Consider the following 25193-nt stretch of genomic DNA (forward strand, 5'->3'; position numbering starts at 1 on the left):
GCTGGGCCGACAAAGGCTGGCTCGAACGCCCCTCCTTCCGGATGTTCGGCGCCCCCTACACCGGCTACCTCTCCCTGCTCTTCCTGGCCAGCGTCCTGGTCATGGTCTTCATCGACTCACCCCTGACTATGCTCGTCACCGCCATCGCCTGCGCCCTCATGGTGTTCGGCTGGTACGCCTGCCGCAAACGGATCCGCGAAATCGCCGAAACCCGCGACGGCTACACCGGCACAGCCCCCGTCATCGCCAATCCACCGGCCAAGACCTTCAGATAAAACACCGCACCATCCACTACCAACGCCAAACCAGTCCAAACAGCCAAAGAAAGCCCATGACAACGGAAACCGAAGCAACCCTGACCGCATCCCACACCCTGCCCGCCGCCGTCGGGAACCCCGATCAAGGCTCCCGGCAGGCCCGTCACCCGGACGCTCCCAAGACCGATGTCCTCCCGGCACTGAAGTCAGCGGGGCACGTGATTGTTGATTCGCTGGTGGCCCACGGCGTGGAGCGCACCTACGTGGTTCCCGGCGAGAGCTTCCTCGATGTGCTGGACGGCCTGCACGCATCGGACATTGAGACCATCGTCTGCCGGCACGAGGGCGGCGCCTCCTACATGGCCGAGGCCGACGGGAAGATGAACCAGCGTCCGGGCATCGCCATGGTGACCCGGGGGCCCGGGGCTGCCAATGCACATGTGGGGCTGCACACCGCGTGGCAGGATTCCACTCCCATGTTGCTGTTCGTCGGCCTGATCCCCTTCGCACACCGGGACCGCGAGGCGTTTCAGGAGTTCGACATCAAGGCCTGGTTCGATACGGGCGCGAAGCGTGTGATGGTCCTTGACCACCCGGAGCGGGCGTCCGAGATCGTGGCTGAGGCGATGTTTGCGGCCATGAGCGGGCGGCCGGGCCCTGTGGTGGTGGGGCTGCCGGAGGACATCATCCGGCAGCAGATTGACCCGGCGATTCACCCCGTCATTCCGGTGGCGGCCGGCGGCATGAGCAGCACCGACGCTGCCGCCCTGACGGCCGCACTGGCAGAGTCACGCAAGCCGCTCTTCGTCACCGGCGGCAACGACTGGACACAGGAAGCAGCGGACCAGCTGACGGGATGGCTGGAACGGCACAACATCCCAGCGGCAGCTGAATGGCGGACGCAGGGAACGGTCTCCTTCGATTCCCCCTCCTATGTGGGCCCGATTGGCTACGGCCGCCCCCGCCCCACCTACGACTTGCTGGAGGAAACGGATCTGCTGGTGTTTGTGGGGACTGTGCCGGGCGATGTGATTACGGACGGATTTCTCTGCCGGCAGGACTGGAACAAAAAGAACTTCCTGGTCACAGTGGACCCCTCACTCCGTGGCCGGTCGGGGCCCGTTTCGCGCCAGATCCTGGCCAAGCCGGAGGCCTTTGTCCGCGACCTTGTGGGCATCGACCTGCCGGTGAAGGAGGAGTGGAAGGCGTGGACGGACCGGATGCGGGGTGAACAGGCGCGGTTCGCCGCGCTGCCATCTGCCGCGCCGGCTGAGGGGCAGGCAAGGATGGACACCCTGATGGCCAACCTGGTGCCAAGGCTGCCGCAGGACTCAATGGTGACGTTCGGCGCGGGCGAGCACACGAACTGGGCCCACCGCTATTTCCCCACCCGCCGCTACGCCTCCATGATCAGCGCCCGCAACGGCTCAATGGGCTACTCGGTCCCGTCGGCCATCGCGGCCTCGCTGGCCGAACCCCGGCGCCGGGTGGTCACCATCGCGGGGGACGGGGAGTTCCTCATGAACGGCCAGGAACTGGCCACCGCCGCCCAGTACGGCGCCACGCCGCTGGTGATCGTCATGGACAACCAGGAATACGGCACCATCCGCACCCACCAGGAGCGGCACTACCCCTCACGCGTCTCCGGAACCCAGCTGAAGAATCCGGACTTCGGCCTGATGGCCCGGGCCTTCGGCGGATTCGGAATCACTGTCACCGAGGACTGTGACGTTCCGGCGGCACTGGACGCTGCCCTGGCGGCCATCGATGAGGACGGCGTCTTCGCCCTCGTCCATCTCATCGTGGAACAGCGCGTCAAGGCTTACTGAGCCGAGTAATCCTTCAAGGGAAGCGGACGACGGCGGGACGTGCCCCCGTCGTCCGCTGCCCTGAGGAGGAAGACGGAGAGCGCGGCGATCCAGAGGAACATCGGCTGGAAGGAGACGATGAACAGCGGTATCTGGGTGATGAGCACTGGCCGCAGAATGGTCACGATGCCGGCGATGACACCAAACCAGGCGAGCCACCTGGGCAGGCCGCCTGCCAGCAGGGAGCTGACGCTGATGGTGACTGCGACGACGCCCAAAGCCACCTGTCCCTGAGCGATTGCGGTAGACCACAGTCCCTGCAGGAGAAGAGCGGCATTAACGTCGAGCTGGTAGCCGGGGGTTGAACGCAGCACTACCGCGATCCCGGTCGACATTGTCTCGGACAGCAGCCCCCCGGCGAGAAAGACTGCCGAGCCGATGGAAACCACCCCGCTTACCCAATCCGAGAGGTCTGACTGGTTGCTGACGCGCCGCAATCCCGCGAAGAATCCGATCCCAAATACGAAGATGAGATTCGACAGGGCGAAGAAGACCACCATGTGATCGACGTTCGCTCCGTCCTGCAGGTACACAGCGATTTTCCCGCCTGCGTCCGCGTCCCAGTAGCTCGGTATTCTTTGCACCGCCTGCGACAGGGGGCCATTCACCAGGATGGCGACGACCATCCCGATCCCGCACCAACCGGTCATGCGCCGCGCTCTGCTTTCGAGGAAACGGCGTTTGTGGGCGGTCGCAGGCATCCTTGGGGCGCCCTTCATTTCTGGTGAGTTCGACATCATCCGCATCCTCGCGTTAGTTGTACTCTAATGAACCAAGTTATACTCCATTGAGTGCGGCTTGACTATACTGAAATGATGATGCCTTCCCGCCCCCTGACGCACCGGCAGCGCCAAGCCCAGGAAACCAAGGACCGCGTCATTGCCGCCGCACGGGCGTTGATGGCGGCCAATGGATGGACAGCCACCACCATTGACTCAATTGCCGCGGAGGCAGGGGTCGCCCCCCAAACCATCTATGCGGCGTTTGGGAACAAACGTGCCCTGCTCGAAGGCATGCGCCAGGCCATGATGCGGGACTCGAAAATTCCGGAACTGATGGCGCAGGCCACCGCAGAACCCGATGCCTCTCGCCGCCTTGGCCTGTGGGCGCAACTGGTGCGCCGGCAGATGGAGACGAGTTACGACGTCATATCCATCCACCGCCAGGCGGCGGCGGCAGATCCGAACGTCGCCGCCGACTACCGCAAGGTGCTGGACAACCGGGCCCGAACCTTAGCCGGGTTTATCCACGACCTGCGTACCGATCTCGCCCCCGGGGTGGACGAATCAACCGCAAGCGACCTCCTGTGGTGTTTCTCGAATGAGGAAATCTACCGGGAGCTCGTCGAGGAACGCGGCTGGTCGGCGGACCGCTATGAGCGGTGGCTTGGGGCAACCCTCGTGGCCCAGCTGATCACCGCACCAACAGGGCCGGTCTGACCGGTCGGGGAGACGCCCAAAAATATCCCTTGACGGACTCGCGGGGGCCGCGCTATGTTTACGTAAACTCATCTATGTTCACGTAAACATGAACGGATTGGATTTAGACAATGTTGTCGACCTCGAACGCATCGTCGCGTTTACGCATCGCAGCGGCAATCGCCGCATCAACCCTCGCCCTGGCCGGTCTCCCGCTGTTACCGTCCACCGCCTCAGCTGCGGAGCCCGACGTCGTCCTGACGCCCAACCCGGCCCAGGCCGGACCGGCATTCAAAGGATGGGGCACCAGCCTCGTCTGGATGGCCAACGCCACCGGTCAATACCCGGAAGCCATTCGCAGCGACCTGATAGACAAGGTCTTCGGCGACGACGGCCTGAACCTGAATATTGCCCGCTACAACATCGGTGGTGGCAACGCCGGTGACATTCCCGATTACCTCCGTCCCGGAGGCGCAGTTCCCGGCTGGTGGAATCCGGCAGCCGGGCTGTCGGACCAGGCCGGACCCATCACAGCGAACTACGCTGACCGGGACCGCTTCCTCGCGGCGTGGAGCGGCCAGAACGCTTCCGACTACAACCTTGAAGCCGATGCCTCGCAGCGGGCCTGGATCGCAGCCATCAAGGACAAGGTGACCACGTGGGAGGCGTTCAGTAACTCGCCGCCTTACTTCATGACCGAAAGCGGCTACGTCAGCGGCGGGCTCGACCCCAACGCAGACCAGATCAAACCCGACGCGATCGGCAAGTTCGTCAACTACCTCAAGACCGCCGCCCAGCACGTGGAGCAGTCGAGCGGCATCAGCTTCGACACCATCAACCCGCTCAACGAGCCCAACACCAACTACTGGAAGACAACCATCGGCGGCGATGGCCTGCCGAACGGCGGCGGACAGGAAGGCGCCCACGCCGGCCCTGCCCTGCAGTCGCAGGTGCTGACCGCCATGGCTGCCGAGCTCGCAGAGCAGGGGACCACCACTGAAGCAAAAGTGTCCGGACCGGATGAGACGTCCCCCAGCCGGTTCGTCGAGGACTGGAACGGCTGGACCCCGGAAACAAAGCAGGCCGTGAGCCAGCTCAACGTCCACACGTACTCCACCGGGGACCGGATGAGGGTCCGCGATATCGCCAAGTCTGCAGGCAAGCCGTTGTCGATGAGCGAAGTTGAAGGCAACTGGGGAGGTGACTCCTGGAACCCCAACAGCATCGACAACGGCCTGGGCATGGCGACGCGCATCACCGACGACCTGCGCGAGCTCGACCCCGAATCCTGGGTGCTGTGGCAGCCGGTTGAAGACCTGTACAACATGGAACTGGGCGAGAAGAAGAACTGGGGATCGGTCTTCATCGACTTCGACTGCAATGCCGACGGCGACTCCGCCCGGCGCATCGCTGACGGTGCAGCGGATCCCTCGTGCCGCAGCGGGGTGAACTCGAAGTACAACACCATCCGCAACTTCACCCACTACATCGAACCCGGCGACCGGATCATCCCCACCAGCGACGGCAAAACCACGTCTGCCGTGAAAAATGATGGTTCTGGCGCGGTCATGGTGCACACCAACGATTCCGACCAGGCCAGGACCGTGAAACTGGACCTGTCCAGGTTCGCCACGATCGGTGCCGGTGCCACCGTTACCCCGGTGGTCACCACTGAGTCACCCGCGGGCAGCCCCACCGCCAACGCGCTGGTGAGCGGCACCGCCGTCGCCATCGACGCAGGAACGCGTTCGGCAACCCTGACGGTGCCCGCCAAGTCCGTGACCACCTTCGTCGTGAACGGGGCATCCGGTGTCGCGGCCGATGCGCCGGCCGTACAGGTCGGACAGTCCTACAGCTTCGTCGGAGTCCAGAGCGGCCGCGCCGTGACAGCCTCCAGCGGCCCCGCAACGGTCCTTGGCGATTCCGTCGCCGCACCCACTCAGGTGTGGACCGCCACCCGCATCGCTGACGAAGACGGCACCACCCGGGACCGCTTTGTCCTCAGGCTCGCCGATGGCCGCGCTTTGGCCGCCGATGCCAGCGGAACCGTCCTGCGCACCCTCACTGACCAGGAAGCCAGCGCGGACAGCTCGGCCCAGTGGCTCTTCAACACCACGGACGGAACATCGTTCAGCCTCCTCAATGCCGCACGCGAACAGGTCCTGGATGTTGCAAACCAGGCCACAGCTGCCGGCTCCTGGATTGGTCTGTGGACCTCGAACGGCGGCGCCAACCAGGCGTTCACCTTGCGCACTGCGAGTGAAGGCACCGGCTACACGAGCTTCCGGCCCGGCCAGGAATGGCGGGACAACAACGGCAACCTTATCCAGGCCCACGGCGGCCAGGTTGTCACTTCCAAGGACTCCGAAGGCCGGACCATCTACTACCTGTACGGGGAAGACCGCACCAACGGCTACCACTCCTCGCCAGGTGTGCACGCCTACAGCTCCTACGATCTCTACAACTGGAAGGATGAAGGAGTAGCCCTCAAGGCCATGTCCTCCCCGGACCAGTTCAGCAACGATCCGTACTTCCAGAACCTGTACTCGGGCTACACCACCGAGCAGAAGAATGCCGTCTACCGCGACCTCGGAACCGTTCCCGTGAATGGTGAAACCCCGCCCATCCTTGAACGGCCCAAGGTCATCTACAACGCGGCAACCAACAAGTGGGTCATGTGGGTCCACGCCGATGGTCCCTCGGAGTGGTCCACCGCGCAGTACGCCAAGGCCAATGCCGGTGTCGCAGTGTCCGATTCACCGTTCGGTCCGTTCCGGTACATCGACAGCTACCGTCTTCACAAGGCAGCTGCCGGCGATCCCACCAACCTCGCCCCGAACAACCCCGGCATGGCCAGGGACATGAACCTCTTCGTAGATGACGACGGCACCGGCTACATCATCTACTCCAGCGAAGAGAACAAGACCATGTTCATCTCGAAACTCAACGCTGACTACACCTACCTGTCCGCCTCGCCGGATACAGCCGTGGAGGGCATCGACTTCCGGCGTGCGTTCGTCAACGTATCCCGCGAATCACCGGCCATCTTCAAATACCAGGGCCGCTACTTCATCATCACCTCGGGAACAACCGGCTGGTCGCCGAATCCGTCAGAGTACGGCACGTCAACCAGCATCCTGGGCCAGTGGACACAGATGCCGAACCCGTTCAGCAGCGACGTCGCCTGGAACTCCAATAACTCGCAGCCATCCTCTGTCATCCCGGTCGACGCAGCGAACGGCAAGTTCATCTACATGGGTGACCGCTGGAACGGCGGATCGGACCAGGCCCTGGCAACCGCGCCAATGGTCTGGCTGCCCATCCAGATGGGCGAGGGCGGAAAGACCATCAGCGTCCTGTCACCCTCTGAATGGCGCCTCGAGGACCTCGATGGCAACTCTGCGTGGAACGTCACTGGAGTTCCGTCCAGCCTTGCTGTCGGTGCGGCCTTCAACGTCAACTCCGTGACGGTCACGCAGAACGGCCAAAGCTCGTCGCAGCCCGTGACCTGGCAGGTTACCGGCAGCGCCAGCACCGTGGGCATCATTACCGCCACCGGCACGCTCCCAGGTTTCGGTAACCGAACGTTCACCCGGACCATCCCGGTGGTTCCGGAGGGGATCCGCTACGCGGTGAACGCCGGCGGGCAGCAAACGTCCGACTGGGCAGCGCTGATGAATGCCGCGGAGCAGCAGGAAGGTTCCGTCCTGAACAGCGCCGCTGACCAGCCGTACGGGGCAGACCCGGCGACTGGAAAATCGTGGGGCTACGAGAGCGAAGGCAGCGGAGTCACAGGCACCGTTGACGGCAACATCTTCACGACGCTCCGGTACGCGGCCAGTGGGCGGGACCTGACGTACCGCTTCGGCGACCTCGCCCCCGGGACGTACACGGTCTACGCCGGCTACTACGATCCCTGGGCTCAATGGGACGACCGCGGAGCCAAGGTGACGGTCAATGGTGCGGTGGTCGAAGCCGACCACGACTACAGCGGCGAGTACCAGTCCGCCGCCTACCAGAACGTCACTGTGGGCACTGACGGGAAGCTGGCCTTTGCGCTCAGCCCCACCAGGGGACCGGACGTGCAGCTCAGCTGGCTGATTATTGCCAATCCGGTTCCGGCCACCACGACGCCGCCGACGCCAACCCTGAACGTCACCGCGGTGGCCAGCACCAAGTGCGTTTCCGGCAAGGCTGTGGTGAACGTCCAGGCGACGAACAATGAGGCTTCTTCGGTCCAGATGAAGTTCACCTCGGCGTTCGGGACCAAGTCCTTCTCCGCCGTCAAGCCTGGCAAGAACGCCGTTCACGCCTTCTCCACCCGTGCTGTCTCCATCCAGGCCGGTGTGGTGTCCGTCCAGGCGACGGGTACGGTCAATGGCCAGCCTGTCACAGTAACGAAGGACGCCGCGTACAGCGCAGCGACCTGCAGCTGACTCGTAGGCCAAGTGGCCCGTCACCCGGCGTGCCACTTGGCTTGGCAGATTCCCTTGCCAACCACACCATGTTTACGTAAACTTCCTACATGATGATGTTTACGTGAACATGACAAAATTACGGAAGCATCATACTTAACGAAAACCGCACCATTCCGCGTCTCGCAGGCGCAAACTATAGCTACTGAGTCCCCAGAAATACACGATGCAGGGTGCGCGATGAGGCGCACAGAATCACCTCCAAAGGAGTAGTCATGGCAACAAATATTGGTCCTGTCCGGACAGCCGAAGCCGCCGGTCCTGGCCGGCGAACCTTCCTCAAGACCTTGGGTATCGGCGCGGTCGGTGTGGCAGGCTTCCCGCTGCTGACAGCCTGCACCGGAGGGTCCGGTCCGGCACCAGGTTCCACATCGAAGAGCCTGACGTTTGGTTCCGGCTCCTCCGACGAAGTACCCCGGAACGCCTACAAGGCAGTAACGGACGCCTTCACCAAGAAATCCGGCATCGACGTCGCGACCAACGTGGTGCCCCACAACGACTTCCAGAACAAGATCAACTCCTACCTGCAGGGCAGCCCGGATGAGTCCTTCACCTGGTTTGCCGGCTACCGCATGCAGTACTACGCCGAGAAGGGCCTGCTGGCCCCGGTCGACGACGTCTGGGAAAAGATTGGCGGCAACTTCTCCGACGCCATGAAGAAAGCTTCCACCGGTCCCGACGGCAAGATGTACCTGGTTCCCAACTACAACTACCCCTGGGGCTTCTTCTACCGGAAGAGCCTGTGGGCTGAAAGGGGCTATGCAGTCCCGGCCACCTTCGACGAGCTGACAACCCTGGCGGCCAGGATGAAGGCTGACGGCATCATTCCGATCGGCTTCGCCGACAAGGACGGCTGGCCCGCCATGGGCACCTTCGACTACATCAACATGCGGCTCAACGGCTACCAGTTCCACGTGGACCTGACCGCCCACAAAGAGAGCTGGGACCAGAAGAAGGTCAGCGACGTCTTCGACACCTGGAAGGCGCTCCTGCCCTTCCAGGACCCGGCCGCCCTGGGACAGACGTGGCAGGACGCAGCCAAGGCCCTTGAGGCAAAGAAGACTGGCATGTACCTCCTGGGTTCGTTCGTGACACAGCAGTTCACGGATCCCGCAGTGCTTGCCGACATCGATTTCTTCCCCTTCCCGGAAATTGCGATGGAGGGGACAGACGCCGTGGAAGCCCCCATCGACGGACTGCTGCTGTCAAAGAAGGGCGGCCAGAACCAGGCGGCACACGACTTCCTGGCCTTTATGGGCTCCGCGGAAGGCCAGAACGCCTATGCGGCCGTGGACACATCGAACATCGCCACGGTCAAGGGCGCTGACACGTCCAAGTACTCCCCGTTGAACAAGAAGTGCGCTGACACCATTGCCAACGCCAAGTACATCAGCCAGTTCCTGGACCGCGACGCCCTGCCGGCCATGGCAAACAACGTGATGATCCCGGCACTGCAGTCCTTCATCAAGGACGGAAGCGTCGACGTGAAGAACCTCGAAGCCCAGGCAAAATCGCTCTACGCGGCCCAATAGCGTTGACCAAAGGAATTTCCATGAGCGCCACAGCCGAGAAACCGGCCTCCCCCAACAGCGATCCACCCGGGGGAGCCCGGGAACGGCAGCAAGTCTCCCGGACGGCCGTCCCCGCAACGGCCCGGAAGAAGAGGGGCAGGGTCCGCCGGCTCAGCCGCCGCGACAAGATCGTCCTCGGGGTTATGGTGGGCCTTCCCACCCTGATCCAACTGCTGTTCGTCTGGCTGCCCACGCTGTTCTCGATTGCCCTGAGCTTTACCCGCTGGAATGGCCTGGACGTTTCAGACATCAGGCCGGCGGGGACGGACAACTATGAGTTCATCAGCCAGAACTATCCGCCGTTCTGGCCGGCAATCCAGCACAACGTTTTGTGGCTCGCCTTCCTGGCACTGATCGCAACGCCGCTGGGCCTGCTGCTGGCGGTCCTCCTCGATCAGAAAATCCGCGGAAGCAAGATCTACCAGAGCATCTTCTTCACGCCTGTCATGCTTTCCCTGGCGTTGATCGGCATCATCTGGCAGCTGTTCTACAACCGCGACAGCGGACTGCTGAACTACCTGCTCGGCACGGCCGGGACGCCCCAGGCAGTCGACTGGTTCGGTGACTCGAACGTCAATATCTGGGCCGCCATGATTGCTGCAACGTGGCGGCATGCGGGCTACGTCATGATCCTGTATCTGGCAGGCCTCAAGGGCGTGGACCCCTCCCTCAGGGAAGCTGCGTCGATTGACGGCGCCAACGCCGTCCAGACATTCTTCAGGGTGGTTTTCCCGGCCATGCGCCCGGTGAACATCGTGATCGTAGTCATCACCATCATCGAATCGCTGCGTGCCTTCGACATCGTCTACGTGATCAACCGCGGCACCAACGGGCTTGAACTGCTCAGCGCCCTGGTGATCCAGAACCTGATCGGCGAGGGCCAGGTGATCGGCGTTGGTTCGGCCCTCGCCGTCGTGCTCCTGGTGATCTCGCTGGTACCGATTGTCTTCTACCTCATCCGCACCTTTGGCAAGGAGAAAGAGGCATGAGCACCATCGCCCGCACCCGTCCTGTCCAGACCGGCAAACCCGGCAAGTCAGGCAAACGCCACTACGGCACGCACATCTTCCTGATCGCAGTGGCCGCCCTGTGGCTGGTTCCGCTCGTCTGGTCCATGTATACAGCGCTCCGGCCCAAAGCAGACACCGACAAGTACGGCTACTTCAGCTTTGGAGGCAGCTTCGGTTTCAACAACTTCGTCCAGGCATGGACGCAGGGTGGATTTTCCAAGTACTTCCTGAACGCTGTCCTGATCACGGTCCCAGCTGTAGTGTTCACGCTCCTCTTCGCGTCCATGATGGCCTTCGCCGTGTCCCGCGTCAGCTGGAAATTCAATGTCACGCTGCTGATCATGTTCACGGCAGGCAACCTCCTGCCACCGCAGGTCCTCGCCGCCCCGCTGTTCGAAATGTTCAAGCACGTCTCGCTGCCGTACTGGTTCAGCGATTCCGGAAACCTGCTCAATACCTACATTGCGGTCATCCTCGCGGACACAGCCTTCCAGATCGGCTTCTGCACTTTTGTGTTGTCGAACTATATGAAGGCTCTCCCGTCCGACCTGACGGAAGCGGCGCTGGTGGACGGTGCCGGTATCTGGCGGCAGTACTGGAGCATCATCCTGCCCCTGTGCCGTCCTGCCCTCGCTGCCTTGGGGACCCTGGAAGTCATCTTTATCTATAACGACTTCTTCTGGCCCCTGCTGTTTATCCAAAGCGGGGACAGGCTGCCGATTACCACTGCCATCAACAACCTGCAGGGGCAGTTCCTCAGCGATTACAACCTGATCGCAGCCGGCGCCATGATCACGCTCATCCCGACGCTGATCATCTACCTGGTCCTGCAACGGCAGTTCGTCGCCGGACTGACCCTAGGCTCCAGCAAGGGGTAGCCCCGGACGCCGCCGGGCCAGCCTTTACTTTGCTGGCTCGGCGGTGCTCTTGCGCACCACCAGTTGCGTAGGAACCTTGGTGGCCTCATTCACGGGGCTGTTCCCGGCCATCTGCTGAAGCAGGTTTTCGATGCTCAGGCGTCCTACCGCATGGAAGTCCTGGCGGATGGTGGTCAGAGGCGGCCAGAATGAGGTGGACTCCTCGAGGTCGTCGAATCCAACCACGCTGACGTCCTCCGGAATGGCGCGGCCCAGCTCATGAAGTGCACGCATCGCGCCCAGCGCCATTTGGTCGTTGGCGGCAAAAATGGCGGTCATCTCGGGGTTGCGGCCAAGCTCCAGGCCGATTTGATACCCGGACTCGGTCGACCAGTCGCCGTGCAGAACCAGGGGTGCGTCGATGCCTGCGTCTTCCAGGGTCCGTTTCCAGGATTCCTCCCGGTGCTGGGCGGAGAACGACGACGGCGGGCCGCCGATGTGCCACACCTGCCGATGGCCCAAATCAAGAAGGTGCTTGGTGGCGAGCCGGGCCCCTTCGGCCTGGTCCGTGTCCACCATCGGATAGCCGGAGCCGGGGTTTGAGTCGATCACGACCGCGGGGAGGTCTTCCGGCAGCGTGATGTCGGCGCGGTCGAGCAGGTGCGCCTCGAAGATGATGACGACGCCGTCCACCTCCTGTTCCCGCAGGCGGTGGTATGCCGACGAGACGGTTCCGGTGGTGGGGTCGTGCAGGGGGATGAGCGTGACGGAGTAGCCGGCCTGTGAGGCGGCGGTGGCAATCGCGTCCAGGGTGCGCATGTTGCCAAAGCTTGAAAGCGTGAACATGATGACGCCGATGGATTTGAACTGCCCGCTTTTCAGCGCCCTCGCTGCCCTGTTGGGCCTGTAACCGAGCTGCTTCATGGCGTCCAGGACGCGGTTCTTGGTTTTCTCTTCGACGTTCGTGAGGCCGTTCGAAACCCGCGAGACGGTTTGCGATGAGACGCCGGCCGCCTTAGCGACGTCCCCGATGGACGGACCCCGGGACGCGCGGCTGGTTCCCGAAGCCGGTTTCCGTGCGCCGTTTGACGGGGCGGCTTGGGCTGTCCTGGCTCCACTGTCCTCTTGCATGTTCACCTAAACATGCTACAGTTCTTCCCAAGATGTTTGCGTAAACATAGCGAGAAGAGACGAAATTATCATGACAACGACGTCGTCGGTGGCTTACGCCCCACCCGCGGTGAAATCCAGGAAACGTGCTGGACGATGGATGGGATGGGCCTTTGTGGGCCCGTTCATGGTCGTCTTTGTGCTGGTATTCATCGCACCGGTCCTTTACGCCTTCTACCTGAGTCTTTTCCAGAACCAGATGGTGGGCGGCGACAAATTCGTTGCCGGCGCCAACTATCTGCAGGCGCTGTCCGACCCGCAGTTTTGGGACTCGGTGACCAGGGTGGCGGTCTTCCTGGTGGTCCAGGTCCCCATCATGTTGTTCCTCGCGCTGTTTGCTGCCCTGGCCCTGGACAGCGGCCGGCTCCGCGCGTCGTCGTTCTTCCGCATTTCGGTCTTCCTCCCGTACGCGGTGCCGGCCGTTGTGGCCACGCTGATGTGGGGTTTCATCTACGGTCCGCGGTTCGGACTGTTCGGCAGCCTCAACGATTTCTTCGGGCTGGACCTGCCGGAGCCGCTTTCCTCGAGCTGGGTGCTCGCAGCGATCGGGAACATCAACACCTGGGAATTCACCGGCTACAACATGCTGATCTTCTACTCGGCGCTCAAGGTCATTCCCGCTGAACTCTACGAGGCCGCCGATCTTGACGGAGCGGGCACATTCCGGGTCATCCGGAGCATCAAGCTCCCCTCCATCCGCGGCGCCATCGGCATTGCGAGCATCTTCTCGGTCATCGGCAGCTTCCAGCTGTTCAACGAACCGAACATCCTCAAGGCCCTGGCCCCGAACTCCATCAGCTCCTACTTCACGCCCAACATGTACGCGTTCAACCTCTCGTTTGCGGGCCAGCAGTTCAACTATGCCGCGGCGATCTCCATCATCATGGGCGTCCTCACGGTGGTGGTTGCCTACATCGTCCAGATCTCCGGCTCACGAAAGGATGCCTAGCCCATGTCCGTACATCTGAGCCCCGCCCAGGCCGAAGCGGCCGCCACGTTACCGGCGCCGTCACCCTCACCGGCGTCGAAGCCGCCAAAGTTTCCGGCCCCAAAGTTCAGCGCCCGGCGGCGCGGCGGCGTCACCCGGAAGCGCACGTCGATCCTCCTCACCGTCCTGATGGGTGTCATGGCGGTCTACGCCCTCCTTCCGCTGTTCTGGCTTATCGTCAATTCCACGAAGACCCAGTCATCGCTCTTCAGCTCGTTCGGCCTGTGGTTCTCCAGCGACTTCGCCCTGTGGGACAACATCACCGGCACCCTGACCTACAACGACGGCGAATTCCTGCGCTGGCTGGCGAACACCGTGCTCTATGTCGTGGCGGGCGCGGGCGGGGCAACGTTCCTCGCCACCCTCGCGGGTTACGGCCTGGCCAAGTTTGATTTCCCGGGCAAACGTGGCGTCTTTGCCGTAGTCCTCGGCGCGGTGGCGGTTCCCGGAACCGCCCTGGCGGTGCCCACATTTCTGATGTTCAGCCAGATGGGGCTTACCAACACCCCATGGTCGGTCATCATCCCGTCGCTGATCAGCCCGTTCGGGCTCTACCTGGTGTGGATCTACGCACTCGAGGCTGTGCCCACGGAAGTCCTGGAAGCGGCCCGCGTGGACGGGGCGGGGGAGTTCAGGACGTTCTTCACGATCTCGTTGCGGATGCTGGCTCCGGGTTTCATCACCGTCCTGCTGTTCACCGTGGTGGCCACCTGGAATAACTACTTCCTTCCCCTGATCATGTTGAGCCAGTCCACCTGGTACCCGCTCACGGTCGGGCTCAACAGCTGGAACGCCCAGGCGACCACGGCGGGCGGCGAGGCCATCTACAACCTCGTTATCACCGGATCCCTGCTGACCATCGTGCCCATCGTGGGCGCCTTCCTCTTTCTCCAGCGCTTCTGGCAGTCAGGACTGTCCGCCGGAAGCGTGAAGTAACAGACCCGACGACGGCGACCTGCCGCCGTCGGGCGTTCTCCAACCGCATCAACCGTCCCCCGGGACAATGATTTGAAAGGCACCAATTCAATGAAGAACAACCACCGCTTCCGGCGGGTGGCCACCGCTGCCTTGGCAGCAAGCCTCCTGGTCGGCGGCCTCGCGGCCTGCAGCAGCCCCGGAAACGCCGGCGCCGAAGGCGCAACCGCCGATGACATCGCCACGGCATTGCAGACCGAAACGACGCTCACCGTCTGGGGCTGGGCGCCGCAGCTCGAGCCGATCGTGGAGGCCTTCGAGGCGAAGTACCCCAAGGTCCACGTCAACCTGGAGAACGTCGGAACCGGCAACACGCACTACACCAAGCTGCAGAATGCGGTGAAGGCCGGAACCGGCGCACCGGACGTGGCCCAGATCGAATACAACGCGCTGCCGCAGTTCGCCCTGTCCGATGCCCTGGTTGACCTGAAGGACTTCGGCGCCGAGGAGCTCAAGGACAACTACACGGAGTCGACCTGGGGGTCCGTGAGCCTGAACGGCGGCGTTTATGCCCTCCCGCAGGATTCCGGACCGATGGCTATGTTCTACCGGGCCGATGTATTCGAAAAGCACGGCATCAGCGTCCCGGCCACCTGGGATGAGTATGTTGCTGCGGGTAAAAAGCTCCACGCCGCGGACCCGAACGCCTACATCACCAGCGACACCGGCGATGCCGGCTTCGCCACCAGCATGATCTGGCAGGCCGGCGGGAAGCCGTACACGCTGGACGGAAACACGAACGTCAGCGTGGATCTACAGGACGAAGGCGCCAAGAAGTGGACCGGCACCTGGAACCAGTTGCTCAAGGACGATCTCCTGGCGCCCGTCACCAGCTGGAGCGATGAATGGTACAAGGGCCTCTCGGACGGCAGCATTGCCACGCTGATCATCGGTGCCTGGATGCCAGCAAGCCTGGAATCGGGTGCTGAGGCCGGCAGCGGGAAGTGGCGCGTAGCCCCGATGCCGACGTACGAGGAGGGCAAGGCGGCCGCGGCAGAGAACGGCGGCGGCGGCGACGCCGTGCTGAAGCAGAGCAAGAACAAGGCGGCAGCCTACGGCTTCCTGCAGTTCGCCAACGGCCCGGAAGGTTCAAAGATCCATGCCGCCAACGGCGGATTCCCCTCCACCACGGCCGACCTGCAGAGCGAGTCATTCCTCAACGCCGAAAGCGCCTACTTCGGCGGACAGAAGATCAACGAGGTCCTCGTCCAGGCATCCAAGGACGTCGTTCCGGGATGGAGCTACCTTCCGTTCCAGGCCTACGCCAACAGCATCTTCAGCGACACCGTCGGCCAGGCCTACGGCTCCAAGGGCGACCTGAACGGCGGGCTCCAGGCCTGGCAGGACGCCACCGCGAAGTACGGCCAGCAGCAAGGCTTCACCGTTTCCACCAAGTAGTACGTGGCGCGGGTCCAGGGCCGCACTCCCGGCCCTGGACTCCCGTTCCACCATTTCAGATTGGATTTCCCCCCATGCCAACCTTCACTATCGGCGAGCAGGACTTCATGCTTGACGGCCAGCCCCACCGCATCCTGTCCGGCGCCCTGCACTACTTCCGCGTCCATCCGGATCAGTGGGCGGACCGGATCCGGAAGGCCAGGCAGATGGGGCTGAATACGATCGAAACGTATATCCCCTGGAACGCGCATGCTACGTCCCCGGGGGCCTTCGACTCCACCGGCGGCCTCGACCTGGGGCGCTTCCTCGATCTGGTCGCCGCGGAAGGAATGCACGCGATCGTGCGCCCGGGGCCCTACATCTGCGCGGAGTGGGACAACGGCGGGCTGCCTGCCTGGTTGTTCGATCGCGGCGCCGCGGCGATCCGGGCCGATGATCCGGTCTACATGGCAGCCGTATCCCAATACTTTGAGCAGCTCGCACCGATCCTTGTTCCCCGTCAGGTGGACGCCGGAGGACCGGTCATCCTGATCCAGATTGAGAACGAGTACGGCGCTTACGGCGCTGACCGCTTCTACCTGGAGAAGCTCGTGAAGATCAACCGCGAAATCGGCCTGACCGTGCCCTTCACCACGGTGGACCAGCCCCAGGACGACATGCTGGCCAACGGCAGCCTGCCGGAGCTGCACAAGACCGGGTCCTTCGGTTCCCGCGCCGCCGAACGGCTGGAGACACTTCGCCGCCACCAGCCCACTGGCCCGCTGATGTGTTCCGAATTCTGGGTGGGATGGTTCGACCACTGGGGTGCGCACCACCACACCACCACCGTGGAGCAGTCTGCCCGCGACCTCGACGTGCTGCTGGGCCTCGGCGCATCCGTGAACATCTACATGTTCCACGGCGGCACCAACTTCGGGTTCACCAACGGAGCGAACGACAAGGGCGTCTACCAGCCCATCGTCACCAGCTACGACTACGACGCACCCCTGGACGAGGCCGGCAACCCGACACCCAAGTACTGGGCCTTCCGTGAGGTCATCTCCAAGTACGCGGAACTCGACGACGACGACGTGCCGGTACCCCGTCGGCCGGGGACCGGGTTGACGGTACCGCTGACCAAATCACTTCCACTGTGGGAGTGCCTCGACGGGCTGGGCTACTGGACATCGCACGGCGGGCTGCGCACCTCTGACAACGTCGGCCATTACTCGGGCTTCACCCTGTACCGCACCCGAATCGACATCTCCGGGCCCGCAGTCCTGGAGTTCGGCGAGGTCCGCGACCGCGCCCAGGTTTTCCTCGACGGCCAGGCGCTCGGCATCCTGTCCCGTGACCACCACGAGAAATCGCTTGCTCTGCCTTCCCATGCCAGCGGAACTTTGGAGATCCTGGTTGAGGACCAGGGACGCGTGGATTACGGACCTAGGCTGGGGGAGCCGAAGGGCCTCATTGGTGCTGTCAGGATCAATGGCGAGGCCCTCCGGCAATGGGACCTCCTACCGCTTCAGCTGCAGGACATCGGCCCCGTCGTGCAGACCCTGGCGGACGCGCCGCCGAGCCGGGACGCCGGAGTGACAGGCCCGGCCTTCGTGCACGGGACCTTTGACCTGCCCGAAACCACGGACCTGCCCGAACCGGCGGATCTCTTCCTTTCCACCGACGGCTGGACCAAAGGCGTCGTCTGGATCAACGGCTTCTGCCTCGGCCGGTACTGGTCGCGCGGTCCGCAGGCCACGCTGTACGTCCCTGGCCCGCTGCTGCGGAAGCAGGGCAACAACATCACGATCCTTGAACTCCAGGCAGCCGGCACCCGTGCTGTTTCCTTCGTTGCCGCCCATCACCTGGGCCATACCGAGTTCTGACATGCGAATGACCACCACCACCGCCCTACCAACCGGCCGGCAGTTCCGGATTTATTCCGCCGAGGGCGGCCGCCTTGTGACGGCCACCATCACCGAGATCGGCGGCACCATCCGCAGCCTCACAGTGGACGGCGAGCCGCTGATCGAGGAGTTCCCGGAACACGGGCTGCCCAAGCATTGCGAGGGGGAGATCCTCATTCCCTGGCCCAACAGGGTCCGCGACGGACGATGGGAGCACAACGGGGACGTGTTCCAGCTGGCCGTCAATGAGCCTGAGCGCGGCAATGCCATTCACGGGCTGGTCAAGGACCAGCCCCACAGGGTGGTCCGCCAGGCTGCCGACGAGCTGACGCTTCATGTCCGGATCCTGCCGAGCAGGGGCTACCCCTTCTCCCTGGTCGTGGAGACCACGTATGCCGTGTCCGTCAAGGGACTGACGGTGATCCACACGCTGACCAACCTCTCCGCGCACCCTGCCCCCGCGGCCATCGGCGCGCATCCCTATATCCGTGTCGGTGAAACCCCTACGGAGGAAGTCTCGCTCACGGTCGCCGCAGCCTCCTACGTGATGGTGGACGACCGCCTGAACCCCATCGGGTCCGGGCCGGTGTCCGGAACATCCTTCGATCTTTCAGCAGGGCCCAAGGTGGGCTGGCTTGAGCTTGACACCGCCTTCTTTGACCTCGCCGCGTCGCCGGACGGGACCTACCGGCACACCCTTGAAGCACCCAACGGAGACTCCGTGGAGGTCTGGGGCGACGGGAACTACCGCTACGCGCAGGTCTACACAACCAACCAGTACCCGGCCGGCGGCCACCGGACCGCCGTCGCCGTCGAACCCATGACCGCACTTCCGGATGCCTTCAACTCAGGCGCCGGCCTGCGATGGCTCGAACCCGGGGAGACCTGGCGCTCATCCTGGGGCATCGCCCACAGATTCGCCCGCAAGCCGGGCACCAAGGACAGAGGAGACAACCAGTCATGACATGGCTTGTAACAGGAGGGGCCGGATACATCGGCTCACACGTGGCCCGGGCACTCATGGAAGACAGCCACGAGGTGGTGGTCATCGACGACCTGTCCAGTGGCCGCCGAGAATTCGTGCCGGATGGGGCCACCTTCGAGGAAGGCTCCCTGCTGGACCCCCTCTTTCTCAAGGAAGCCTTTGCCCGCCATGACGTGGCAGGAGTCATCCATCTGGCGGGCTTCAAGTACGCGGGTGTCTCGGTCGAATGGCCGCTGCACACGTACTTCCAGAACGTGACCGGGACCGGTAACCTGCTGGCGGCCATGGAGGCGGCCTCCGTTCCAGCGATCGTGTTCTCCTCCAGCGCTGCCGTCTACGGGAACACGGCCGCTGGGGTGGTTACCGAAGCAACCCCCACCAACCCCGAATCCCCCTATGGGGAATCCAAGCTCATCGGGGAATGGCTCATTGCTGACCAGGCACGGGCAACCGGGCTGCGCCACACGTCCCTGCGGTACTTCAACGTGGTTGGCTCCGGCACGCCGGACGTCAGCGACACCAGCCCGCACAATCTCTTTCCACTGGTCTTCGAGGCACTCAAAGAAGGATCGACCCCGAAGATCTTCGGCACCACGTACGCGACGCCGGATGGCAGCTGCGTCCGGGACTACGTCCATGTCTCCGACGTCGCTGCGGCCCACGTCGCCGCGGCCCGGAAGCTTCAGGACGGCGCGGAGCTGGGGGCCGTGTACAACCTGGGGAGCGGGTCCGGTGTTTCCGTCAGGGAGATCATGGCCGAAATGGCCTTGGCGACGGGCATACAGTTCAGCCCGCAAATCTGCGCAGCCCGGCCGGGTGATCCTGCCCGGATCGTGGCCTCTGGCGAACTGGCGCGCCGCGACATCGGCTGGGAGCCACGGCACTCACTGCGGGACATGATCTCCAGTGCGTGGACGGCTGCCGGAAACCAGGCAACATCCACTCTCTAGCGGACCCCAACACCGCTCATCCCCAAGGAGCACTATGATCGACGCCCCGGAACTGCTGGCCACCATCACAGTCACCAGCAAAACCAGCATGGAACAACATCTCAACGCCGCAGTACGGGCAGCGGAGCAGCGCGCCCGCCACGAGGGCCGCCGCGGAATCCTGGTCACCCGGGTTGCCCACGCGCGCTTCACGGTGGAACTTTCCCCGGAAGTACCCTACGGCTACACGTATGAGAAACAGGACATCTGACGGGATGACCCTCAAGGAGCACGGAATGATCCCAGAGATAGCAGGGCTCCCGACGTTAGCTTGGACGTCGGCGCCCAGTCACGCGGTCTATGACCAGGCTGACGGCATGCTGACCCTGACAGCCGCGGCCGGTGTGGACTGGAGCAACGATTCACTCGGAGGCGAACAGCAACACCGCGCATCGGCGCTCGCGTTCACGGCTCCCGCGTCGTTTTCGCTGTCGGCCAGGGTCCTGGTGGTCTCGTCCAGGACAACGTTCGACGCCGGCGTGCTGGCTTTGTGGGCGGACAGCGACCACTGGGCGAAGCTCTGTTTCGAATATTCTCCGCACGGGGAAGCCATGGTGGTCACCGTTGTGACCAACACGGTGAAGCCTGTGAACGTTGGTTTCATGTCGCAGGCACCCATGGGCCAGAGCTGCGTGGCAGGCTTTGACAGCATCCAATTCACCGACCAAACACCGGAGAACCTTCGCGACGGCAGCTGACGACTAGAGACGCCCGTCGGTTACAACTTCCGGCTGTCGCCTCGTGCGCGGAGATAACCTGGGCGTCGCGGCGATCAGGAGAGCAGCCACGGCCACCGCGGCGCTGAGGATCAGTCCGGGCCGGTACTGTTCCAGCATCGCGGCAGCATCGACGGCGGCACCTGCATCGGGTGCATTGCCGTGGCCGCTCACCATGGCCGTGGTGACGGCCAGTACCAGGGCGGCACCGACCTGCGTGCTGGTCTGGATCAGGCCTGCGGCCAGGCCTTGTTCTGAATCCCGGATGCCCGCCGTGGCCTGGACATTGATGGACGGGAAGGCCAGGGCGAAACCGACGCCCAGCAGCAGGACGGACGGCAGGATGTCGGTCACGTAATTGGGCGAGGTGCCCACACGAAGGAACAGCACGTATCCGAGGGTCAACGCCGCCAGCCCGGTCAGGATCAGCCGCGGGGCGCCGAACCTCTCGATGAGCCGGTCCGCGAAGGGTGCGCTCGAGGCAACCAGCAGGCCGGTGGGGAGCAGCGCCAGGGCCATGCCCAGGGGGGTCCATCCCAGCACGGACTGCAGGTAGAGCGTCAGGATGAACTGGAAACTCAGGTAGGAACCGAACAGGCCCACGGCACTGAGGTTGGCCCGGGCAACCCAGCCTTCCTTCAGGATGCTGAACCGGATCAGGGGGTGCCTGACGCGGTTTTCGATCACGGCGAACGCTGCCAGCACCGCGGCGGAGGCTACGAATCCGGCGATAGTTGCCACAGATCCCCAGCCGTTCCCCGGCGCCGCTACCAGCGTGTACACCAGCCCCAGCATGCCGGCCGCGAGCGTGACGGCGCCCCAGACGTCATGCCCGCTCTCCTGATCCCCGCCGGCGGTCCGCCCCGCGGCGCCGTCCCGGGGGATGTACTTCAGGCCAAGGATCACGACGGCGACTGCCACCGGAACGGAGACCAGGAAGGTCCAGCGCCAGCTCAGTGACGTCATGAGGCCTCCGACAACCAGGCCGAGGGAGAACCCGCTGGCGCCGAATGTGGTGAAGATGGACAACGCGCGGTTGCGTTCGCGCCCCTCCGCGAAGTTGGTGGTGATGATCGAGAAGGCAGTGGGAGCCGTGAATGCGGCGGCCAGGCCCTTGACGAAACGGGTGGCGATCAGCAGGGCCGGGTCATCCACCAGTCCGCCGAGCAGGGATGCGGCGGCGAAGACGCTGAGCGCAATCAGGAAGATGCGCCGCCGGCCGAGCAGGTCCGCCATCCGCCCGCCCAGCAGGAGCAGGCTTCCGTAGCCGAGCACGTAGGCGGAGACGATCCACTGCAGGGATTCGGTTCCGAGATGGAGTTCGGTGCCGATCGAGGGCAGGGCCACACCGACCATTGATACGTCCAGTGCGTCGAGTGCCAGGACGGTGCACAGGACCAGGAGGAGCATCCATTGTGCCCGGGTCCAGCGCACAGCTGTAAGCCGTTCTCCGGCTGATCTTTCAAGGGTGGAAGGTGAAGTCATGGCTACAACTTATATGACGCGTCATTGAATGACAAGGAATATTATGACGTGGACTTTTTGATGCGGCGTGAACTAGAATCGCTGCATGGCAAAACCGCAGGACCGCCAGCTGGTTGAGCAATGGCGCAGCATGCAGACCACGTACTTCCAAACCGCTGGAGCGCTGGAGCGTGCGCTGGAGTCGAAGTTCAACATCGGCCTGACGGAGTTTGAAATCCTGGACCTCGTGGCCGAAAGCGCCGACGCGGCATGCCGCATGAAGCAACTCGGTGAGCGCACGCCGATGACCCAGAGCGCCATGTCCAAGGTGGTGGACCGGCTCGACAAAGCCGGGCTCATTTCCCGCCAGTCCTGCGAGGATGACCGGCGCTCACTGTACCTGGAGCTCACGGACGCCGGCCGCGCACTCCACCGGCAGGCCGCCGTCGAGCACCGCGCCCTGCTCCGGGAAAACTTGGGCACTGATTAACCGTCAGCGTCTTGTGACCGGTCCGGTTGCCCGATCAGCAGCCGCAGGACCTGCGAATGATGAGCTCCGCGGGGAGCCGCACCACTTTGCCGTCTGAACCGTCGGAGGACAACGCGGCGTCGACGGCGGCCTCGGCGATCCTGTTGATGGGCTGCCGGACGGTTGTGAGCTGGGGCCAGCTGAACTCCGACTCAGAGGTTCCGTCGAAAGAAACCACGGCGACGTCGTCGGGTATGGCGAGGTTCGCCTCGTGGATGGCGCGCAGGGCGCCGATTGCCAGCAGGTCGGAGCTGGCGAAGATGGCCGTGGGTGGCTGCGGCAACTCCAGCAGCCGGCGGGTGGCTTCGTAGCCGCCCTGCCGGGTGAAGTCGGTAATTTCCGCCGGCCCCTCGGGCAGGCCTGCCTCCCGGAGTGCCTTCCTCCAGCCGCTATGGCGCGGGTCTACGCGGGCGGGGTCAATATCCATTCCTACCAGGATGGCAATGTCCTGGTGGCCGTGGCTGATCAGGTGCCGCACGCCTATGGCGGCGCCCTGTTCAAAGTCGGTACTGACCGTGGGTATCCCGTGCACGGCGCTGGACTGGTCAATGAGCACCCGGGGAATTCCATGAACCGGCATGGCTGCGACTTCGCTCGGGGTGAGCACTGTGGCGAGGATGATCGCATCGACCTGCCGTGACACGAGGTTGAGGGTGTTGTGCCGCTCGGTTTCGGCATCGGTGCGGGAGTTCGCGGCGAGAAGTGCGTAGCCGCGGGCGGCTGCCGCCTGTGCGATGGCGTCGGTAAGCTCCGCGAAGTACGGGTTGGTGCTGTCAGGGACAATCATTCCCAGCAGCCGCGCGGAACCCATTGTCAGCGCCCGGGCCGTTGCATTCGGCTGGTACTGGAGGGCTTTGATGGCTTCGCGCACCCTTGCTGCAGTGGCTGCCGCCACCGGCTTGGGACCACCGTTGATGACGTAGCTGACCACGGCGGTGCTTACTCCCGCGTAACGGGCGACGTCGGTGCGCGTTATTTTCCCGGATCCGGCCTGCGCCTGCGGATTCGCCATGAGACCATCCTCCACTTCCTTGTTGGCTTCAGTCTACCCGGGTGGATTCACGCTTGGGGTGCATTTCGCTCTGAATTCCGAGCAGAAAATCACCCTTGCGCCAAGGTAGTCTACCCGGGTAGACTCAGTTTTGAGCCGATGAGAAGTGACCCTCCTCACGTTCCGGCCTGACGATATCCAGGCATCAAAATCGCTTCCAGTACGTTCCACATTTCCCAAAGGAATCAAAGATGATGACCATTCCAAAGTCCCGCAACGGGGCGCGGTTCCTCACTGCAGCAGCCGCCGTCTCCATCGCAGCCCTGGCTCTCACCGGCTGTGGCGGTCCGGGAACAGGCAGTACCGATTCGGCCATTGAGCCGGGCTCCGGCGAAGGCACTATTAATGTTTGGGCCGTGGACGGTCAGGCGGCCGAGAATGACGCCCTGAAAAAGATCATCTCGAACTTCGAGAGCTCACAGGGCAAGATCAAGGTTGAGCTTAAACTCTTCCCGTCCGACCAGTACACCAAGGCCGTGAATTCTGCCGCGCCGGGCGACCTGCCAGATGTTCTGGACTTCGATGGGCCCACCCTGGCCAGCTTCGTCTACAACGGCAAGATGGCCCCGCTGAAAGGCTCCGTCTCCGACGCGACACTGTCCAACCAGACAGACTCCATCACGTCGCAAAACACCGTCGATGATGCCGTCTATGGCGTGGGCATGATGAATGCCGGCCTCGCATTGTGGGGTAGCAAGAAGCTCCTGGACTCTGCGGGAGTTGCCTACCCCACTACCCCGGAGAAGGCGTGGACCGCTGATGAGTTCACAGGCGTCCTGGACAAGCTCGCCGCCGTCGTCCCCGGAGGCAAGCCGCTGGATCTTTCGGAACAGTATGGCTTCGCCGGCGAATGGGGCACCTGCTGTTCAGCGGGACCGGTCATCTGGTCCGGCGGCGGCACCATGCTCAAGGACAACAAAGCGTCAGGAGCGCTGGACTCGGACGCGAATGTGAAGTCCCTGACGAAGTTCGCCAGCTGGAAGAAGTACACCGATCCGAACGCTGACGGACTGGCATTCCCGAGCGGACGCGTCGCGCTGAGCTGGGTGGGGCATTGGACCTACCCGACGTACAAGGCCCTCGGCAGCGACCTGGTCTCCATCCCCCTGCCGGACTTCGGCAAGGGCACCAAGACCGCCTCCGGAACCTTCGCCTGGGGGATGGGCGCCACTACCAAGAACTCTGCCGCAGCTGGCAAATTCCTGGACTTCCTGATGTCTGACGAGAGCGTCCGCACCTACACCGCCGCCAACGGCGCACCTCCCGCCACGAAGACCGCACTGGCCGCTTCCGACCTCTACGGTCCCGGCAAGCAGCTGCAGCTCCTGGGCGACCAGCTGAGCAAGGCGTGCGGAGCAGAGGACCAGATCAGCGACACCTGCGTCAGCGTCACCCGGCCGGTGACTGCCGGGTACCCCATCGTCACCGATCAGGTGGGCAAAGCGGAGGCAGCCATCTACGCCGGCAAGGACGCCAAGGAGGCCCTCAGCGCCGCCGCCCGCGCCATCGACCAGAACTTCGCCGACAACGACGGCTACAAGAAGTAAAGCTCCAGCAGGTACCCCGGCCGCCGGCCACAACCGGCGGCC

At 63.6% G+C, this 25193-nt stretch carries 20 protein-coding genes and 1 pseudogene; 17 read left to right on the plus strand and 4 right to left on the minus strand.

Annotation, left to right across the window (positions count from 1 at the left end):
- A pseudogene (locus EYS21_RS13075) lies at positions 1 to 275 on the plus strand (L-asparagine permease); the annotation flags it as partial.
- A gap of 56 nt (positions 276 to 331) precedes the next feature.
- A complete protein-coding gene (locus EYS21_RS13080; RefSeq protein ID WP_131133650.1) occupies positions 332 to 2086 on the plus strand; it encodes a thiamine pyrophosphate-dependent enzyme in 1755 nt (584 codons plus the stop codon).
- On the opposite strand, the gene EYS21_RS13085 is transcribed toward EYS21_RS13080, so the two are convergent.
- Positions 2080 to 2865: a DUF4386 family protein gene (locus tag EYS21_RS13085; protein WP_165478309.1), complete on the minus strand. Its 786-nt coding sequence runs from the start codon at positions 2863 to 2865 to the stop codon at positions 2080 to 2082. The genes EYS21_RS13080 and EYS21_RS13085 overlap by 7 nt on opposite strands.
- A gap of 75 nt (positions 2866 to 2940) precedes the next feature.
- Here EYS21_RS13085 and EYS21_RS13090 point away from each other — a divergent pair, with 75 nt between their 5' ends.
- The 5 genes from EYS21_RS13090 to EYS21_RS13110 all read left to right on the plus strand — a co-directional run bounded on the left by EYS21_RS13090 (position 2941) and on the right by EYS21_RS13110 (position 11477).
- Positions 2941 to 3564, plus strand: coding sequence for a TetR/AcrR family transcriptional regulator (locus EYS21_RS13090; protein WP_165478310.1), 624 nt, complete (start codon positions 2941 to 2943; stop codon positions 3562 to 3564).
- 110 nt (positions 3565 to 3674) lie between these two features.
- A complete protein-coding gene (locus EYS21_RS13095; protein ID WP_131133653.1) occupies positions 3675 to 7979 on the plus strand; it encodes a glycoside hydrolase in 4305 nt (1434 codons plus the stop codon).
- A gap of 254 nt (positions 7980 to 8233) precedes the next feature.
- Entirely contained in the window at positions 8234 to 9550 is a 1317-nt protein-coding gene (locus tag EYS21_RS13100) for an extracellular solute-binding protein (RefSeq protein ID WP_131133654.1), read from the plus strand.
- A 20-nt stretch (positions 9551 to 9570) separates the two neighbouring features.
- Entirely contained in the window at positions 9571 to 10578 is a 1008-nt protein-coding gene (locus tag EYS21_RS13105; protein ID WP_131133655.1) for a sugar ABC transporter permease, read from the plus strand.
- The gene (locus tag EYS21_RS13110; protein WP_131133656.1) at positions 10575 to 11477 is read left to right on the plus strand and encodes a carbohydrate ABC transporter permease; all 903 of its coding nucleotides are present in this window, start codon (positions 10575 to 10577) and stop codon (positions 11475 to 11477) included. Before EYS21_RS13105 ends, EYS21_RS13110 begins: the two co-directional genes overlap by 4 nt.
- A gap of 24 nt (positions 11478 to 11501) precedes the next feature.
- On the opposite strand, the gene EYS21_RS13115 is transcribed toward EYS21_RS13110, so the two are convergent.
- Complete coding sequence (locus EYS21_RS13115; RefSeq protein WP_131133936.1) at positions 11502 to 12587, minus strand: LacI family DNA-binding transcriptional regulator; 1086 nt, start codon at positions 12585 to 12587, stop codon at positions 11502 to 11504.
- A 139-nt stretch (positions 12588 to 12726) separates the two neighbouring features.
- On the opposite strand from EYS21_RS13115, the gene EYS21_RS13120 reads away from it, so the two are divergent.
- The 8 genes from EYS21_RS13120 (at position 12727) to EYS21_RS13155 (ending at position 20542) form a co-directional block, all read left to right on the plus strand.
- Complete coding sequence (locus tag EYS21_RS13120) at positions 12727 to 13575, plus strand: sugar ABC transporter permease (RefSeq protein WP_242633417.1); 849 nt, start codon at positions 12727 to 12729, stop codon at positions 13573 to 13575.
- A gap of 168 nt (positions 13576 to 13743) precedes the next feature.
- Positions 13744 to 14550 carry a carbohydrate ABC transporter permease gene (locus tag EYS21_RS13125; protein ID WP_242633438.1) on the plus strand — a complete coding sequence of 269 codons (807 nt, stop codon included), beginning with the start codon at positions 13744 to 13746 and terminating at the stop codon, positions 14548 to 14550.
- A 90-nt stretch (positions 14551 to 14640) separates the two neighbouring features.
- Positions 14641 to 15987, plus strand: a complete 1347-nt coding sequence (locus tag EYS21_RS13130) for a sugar ABC transporter substrate-binding protein (RefSeq protein WP_131133659.1) — start codon at positions 14641 to 14643, stop codon at positions 15985 to 15987.
- A gap of 74 nt (positions 15988 to 16061) precedes the next feature.
- Positions 16062 to 17849: a beta-galactosidase gene (locus EYS21_RS13135; RefSeq protein WP_131133660.1), complete on the plus strand. Its 1788-nt coding sequence runs from the start codon at positions 16062 to 16064 to the stop codon at positions 17847 to 17849.
- 7 nt (positions 17850 to 17856) lie between these two features.
- Positions 17857 to 18834: an aldose 1-epimerase family protein gene (locus EYS21_RS13140; RefSeq protein WP_165478311.1), complete on the plus strand. Its 978-nt coding sequence runs from the start codon at positions 17857 to 17859 to the stop codon at positions 18832 to 18834.
- A complete protein-coding gene (galE, locus tag EYS21_RS13145) occupies positions 18831 to 19805 on the plus strand; it encodes a UDP-glucose 4-epimerase GalE (protein ID WP_131133662.1) in 975 nt (324 codons plus the stop codon). Before EYS21_RS13140 ends, galE begins: the two co-directional genes overlap by 4 nt.
- Before the next feature lie 34 nt (positions 19806 to 19839).
- Positions 19840 to 20055, plus strand: coding sequence for a hypothetical protein (locus tag EYS21_RS13150; RefSeq protein WP_131133663.1), 216 nt, complete (start codon positions 19840 to 19842; stop codon positions 20053 to 20055).
- 25 nt (positions 20056 to 20080) lie between these two features.
- Positions 20081 to 20542 carry a DUF1349 domain-containing protein gene (locus tag EYS21_RS13155; protein ID WP_131133664.1) on the plus strand — a complete coding sequence of 154 codons (462 nt, stop codon included), beginning with the start codon at positions 20081 to 20083 and terminating at the stop codon, positions 20540 to 20542.
- Between the two features lie 3 nt (positions 20543 to 20545).
- Here the strand turns inward: EYS21_RS13155 and EYS21_RS13160 are convergent, their stop codons facing one another.
- The gene (locus tag EYS21_RS13160) at positions 20546 to 22045 is read right to left on the minus strand and encodes an MFS transporter (protein WP_131133665.1); all 1500 of its coding nucleotides are present in this window, start codon (positions 22043 to 22045) and stop codon (positions 20546 to 20548) included.
- Positions 22046 to 22130: 85 nt separating this feature from the next.
- Between EYS21_RS13160 and EYS21_RS13165 the strand changes: the two genes are divergently transcribed.
- Entirely contained in the window at positions 22131 to 22514 is a 384-nt protein-coding gene (locus EYS21_RS13165) for a MarR family transcriptional regulator (protein WP_131133666.1), read from the plus strand.
- A gap of 34 nt (positions 22515 to 22548) precedes the next feature.
- Here the strand turns inward: EYS21_RS13165 and EYS21_RS13170 are convergent, their stop codons facing one another.
- Positions 22549 to 23565: a LacI family DNA-binding transcriptional regulator gene (locus EYS21_RS13170; RefSeq protein WP_131133667.1), complete on the minus strand. Its 1017-nt coding sequence runs from the start codon at positions 23563 to 23565 to the stop codon at positions 22549 to 22551.
- A 230-nt stretch (positions 23566 to 23795) separates the two neighbouring features.
- Between EYS21_RS13170 and EYS21_RS13175 the strand changes: the two genes are divergently transcribed.
- A complete protein-coding gene (locus EYS21_RS13175; protein ID WP_131133668.1) occupies positions 23796 to 25151 on the plus strand; it encodes an extracellular solute-binding protein in 1356 nt (451 codons plus the stop codon).
- Positions 25152 to 25193: the final 42 nt, after the last annotated feature.

The sequence above is a fragment of the Arthrobacter sp. S39 genome (assembly GCF_004320525.1).
In the GTDB taxonomy this organism is placed as follows: Bacteria; Actinomycetota; Actinomycetes; order Actinomycetales; family Micrococcaceae; genus Arthrobacter.

Coding starts and splice junctions, on each gene's coding strand:
- EYS21_RS13125 (WP_242633438.1), top strand. CDS start 13,744: ATGGGTGTCATGGCGGTCTACGCCCTCCTTCCGCTGTTCTGGCTTATC.
- EYS21_RS13165 (WP_131133666.1), top strand. CDS start 22,131: ATGGCAAAACCGCAGGACCGCCAGCTGGTTGAGCAATGGCGCAGCATG.
- EYS21_RS13110 (WP_131133656.1), top strand. CDS start 10,575: ATGAGCACCATCGCCCGCACCCGTCCTGTCCAGACCGGCAAACCCGGC.
- galE (WP_131133662.1), top strand. CDS start 18,831: ATGACATGGCTTGTAACAGGAGGGGCCGGATACATCGGCTCACACGTG.
- EYS21_RS13095 (WP_131133653.1), top strand. CDS start 3,675: ATGTTGTCGACCTCGAACGCATCGTCGCGTTTACGCATCGCAGCGGCA.
- EYS21_RS13100 (WP_131133654.1), top strand. CDS start 8,234: ATGGCAACAAATATTGGTCCTGTCCGGACAGCCGAAGCCGCCGGTCCT.
- EYS21_RS13150 (WP_131133663.1), top strand. CDS start 19,840: ATGATCGACGCCCCGGAACTGCTGGCCACCATCACAGTCACCAGCAAA.
- EYS21_RS13170 (WP_131133667.1), bottom strand. CDS start 23,565: ATGGCGAATCCGCAGGCGCAGGCCGGATCCGGGAAAATAACGCGCACC.
- EYS21_RS13160 (WP_131133665.1), bottom strand. CDS start 22,045: ATGACTTCACCTTCCACCCTTGAAAGATCAGCCGGAGAACGGCTTACA.
- EYS21_RS13120 (WP_242633417.1), top strand. CDS start 12,727: ATGGGATGGGCCTTTGTGGGCCCGTTCATGGTCGTCTTTGTGCTGGTA.
- EYS21_RS13090 (WP_165478310.1), top strand. CDS start 2,941: ATGATGCCTTCCCGCCCCCTGACGCACCGGCAGCGCCAAGCCCAGGAA.
- EYS21_RS13155 (WP_131133664.1), top strand. CDS start 20,081: ATGATCCCAGAGATAGCAGGGCTCCCGACGTTAGCTTGGACGTCGGCG.
- EYS21_RS13105 (WP_131133655.1), top strand. CDS start 9,571: ATGAGCGCCACAGCCGAGAAACCGGCCTCCCCCAACAGCGATCCACCC.
- EYS21_RS13115 (WP_131133936.1), bottom strand. CDS start 12,587: ATGCAAGAGGACAGTGGAGCCAGGACAGCCCAAGCCGCCCCGTCAAAC.
- EYS21_RS13135 (WP_131133660.1), top strand. CDS start 16,062: ATGCCAACCTTCACTATCGGCGAGCAGGACTTCATGCTTGACGGCCAG.
- EYS21_RS13085 (WP_165478309.1), bottom strand. CDS start 2,865: ATGATGTCGAACTCACCAGAAATGAAGGGCGCCCCAAGGATGCCTGCG.
- EYS21_RS13130 (WP_131133659.1), top strand. CDS start 14,641: ATGAAGAACAACCACCGCTTCCGGCGGGTGGCCACCGCTGCCTTGGCA.
- EYS21_RS13140 (WP_165478311.1), top strand. CDS start 17,857: ATGACCACCACCACCGCCCTACCAACCGGCCGGCAGTTCCGGATTTAT.
- EYS21_RS13175 (WP_131133668.1), top strand. CDS start 23,796: ATGATGACCATTCCAAAGTCCCGCAACGGGGCGCGGTTCCTCACTGCA.
- EYS21_RS13080 (WP_131133650.1), top strand. CDS start 332: ATGACAACGGAAACCGAAGCAACCCTGACCGCATCCCACACCCTGCCC.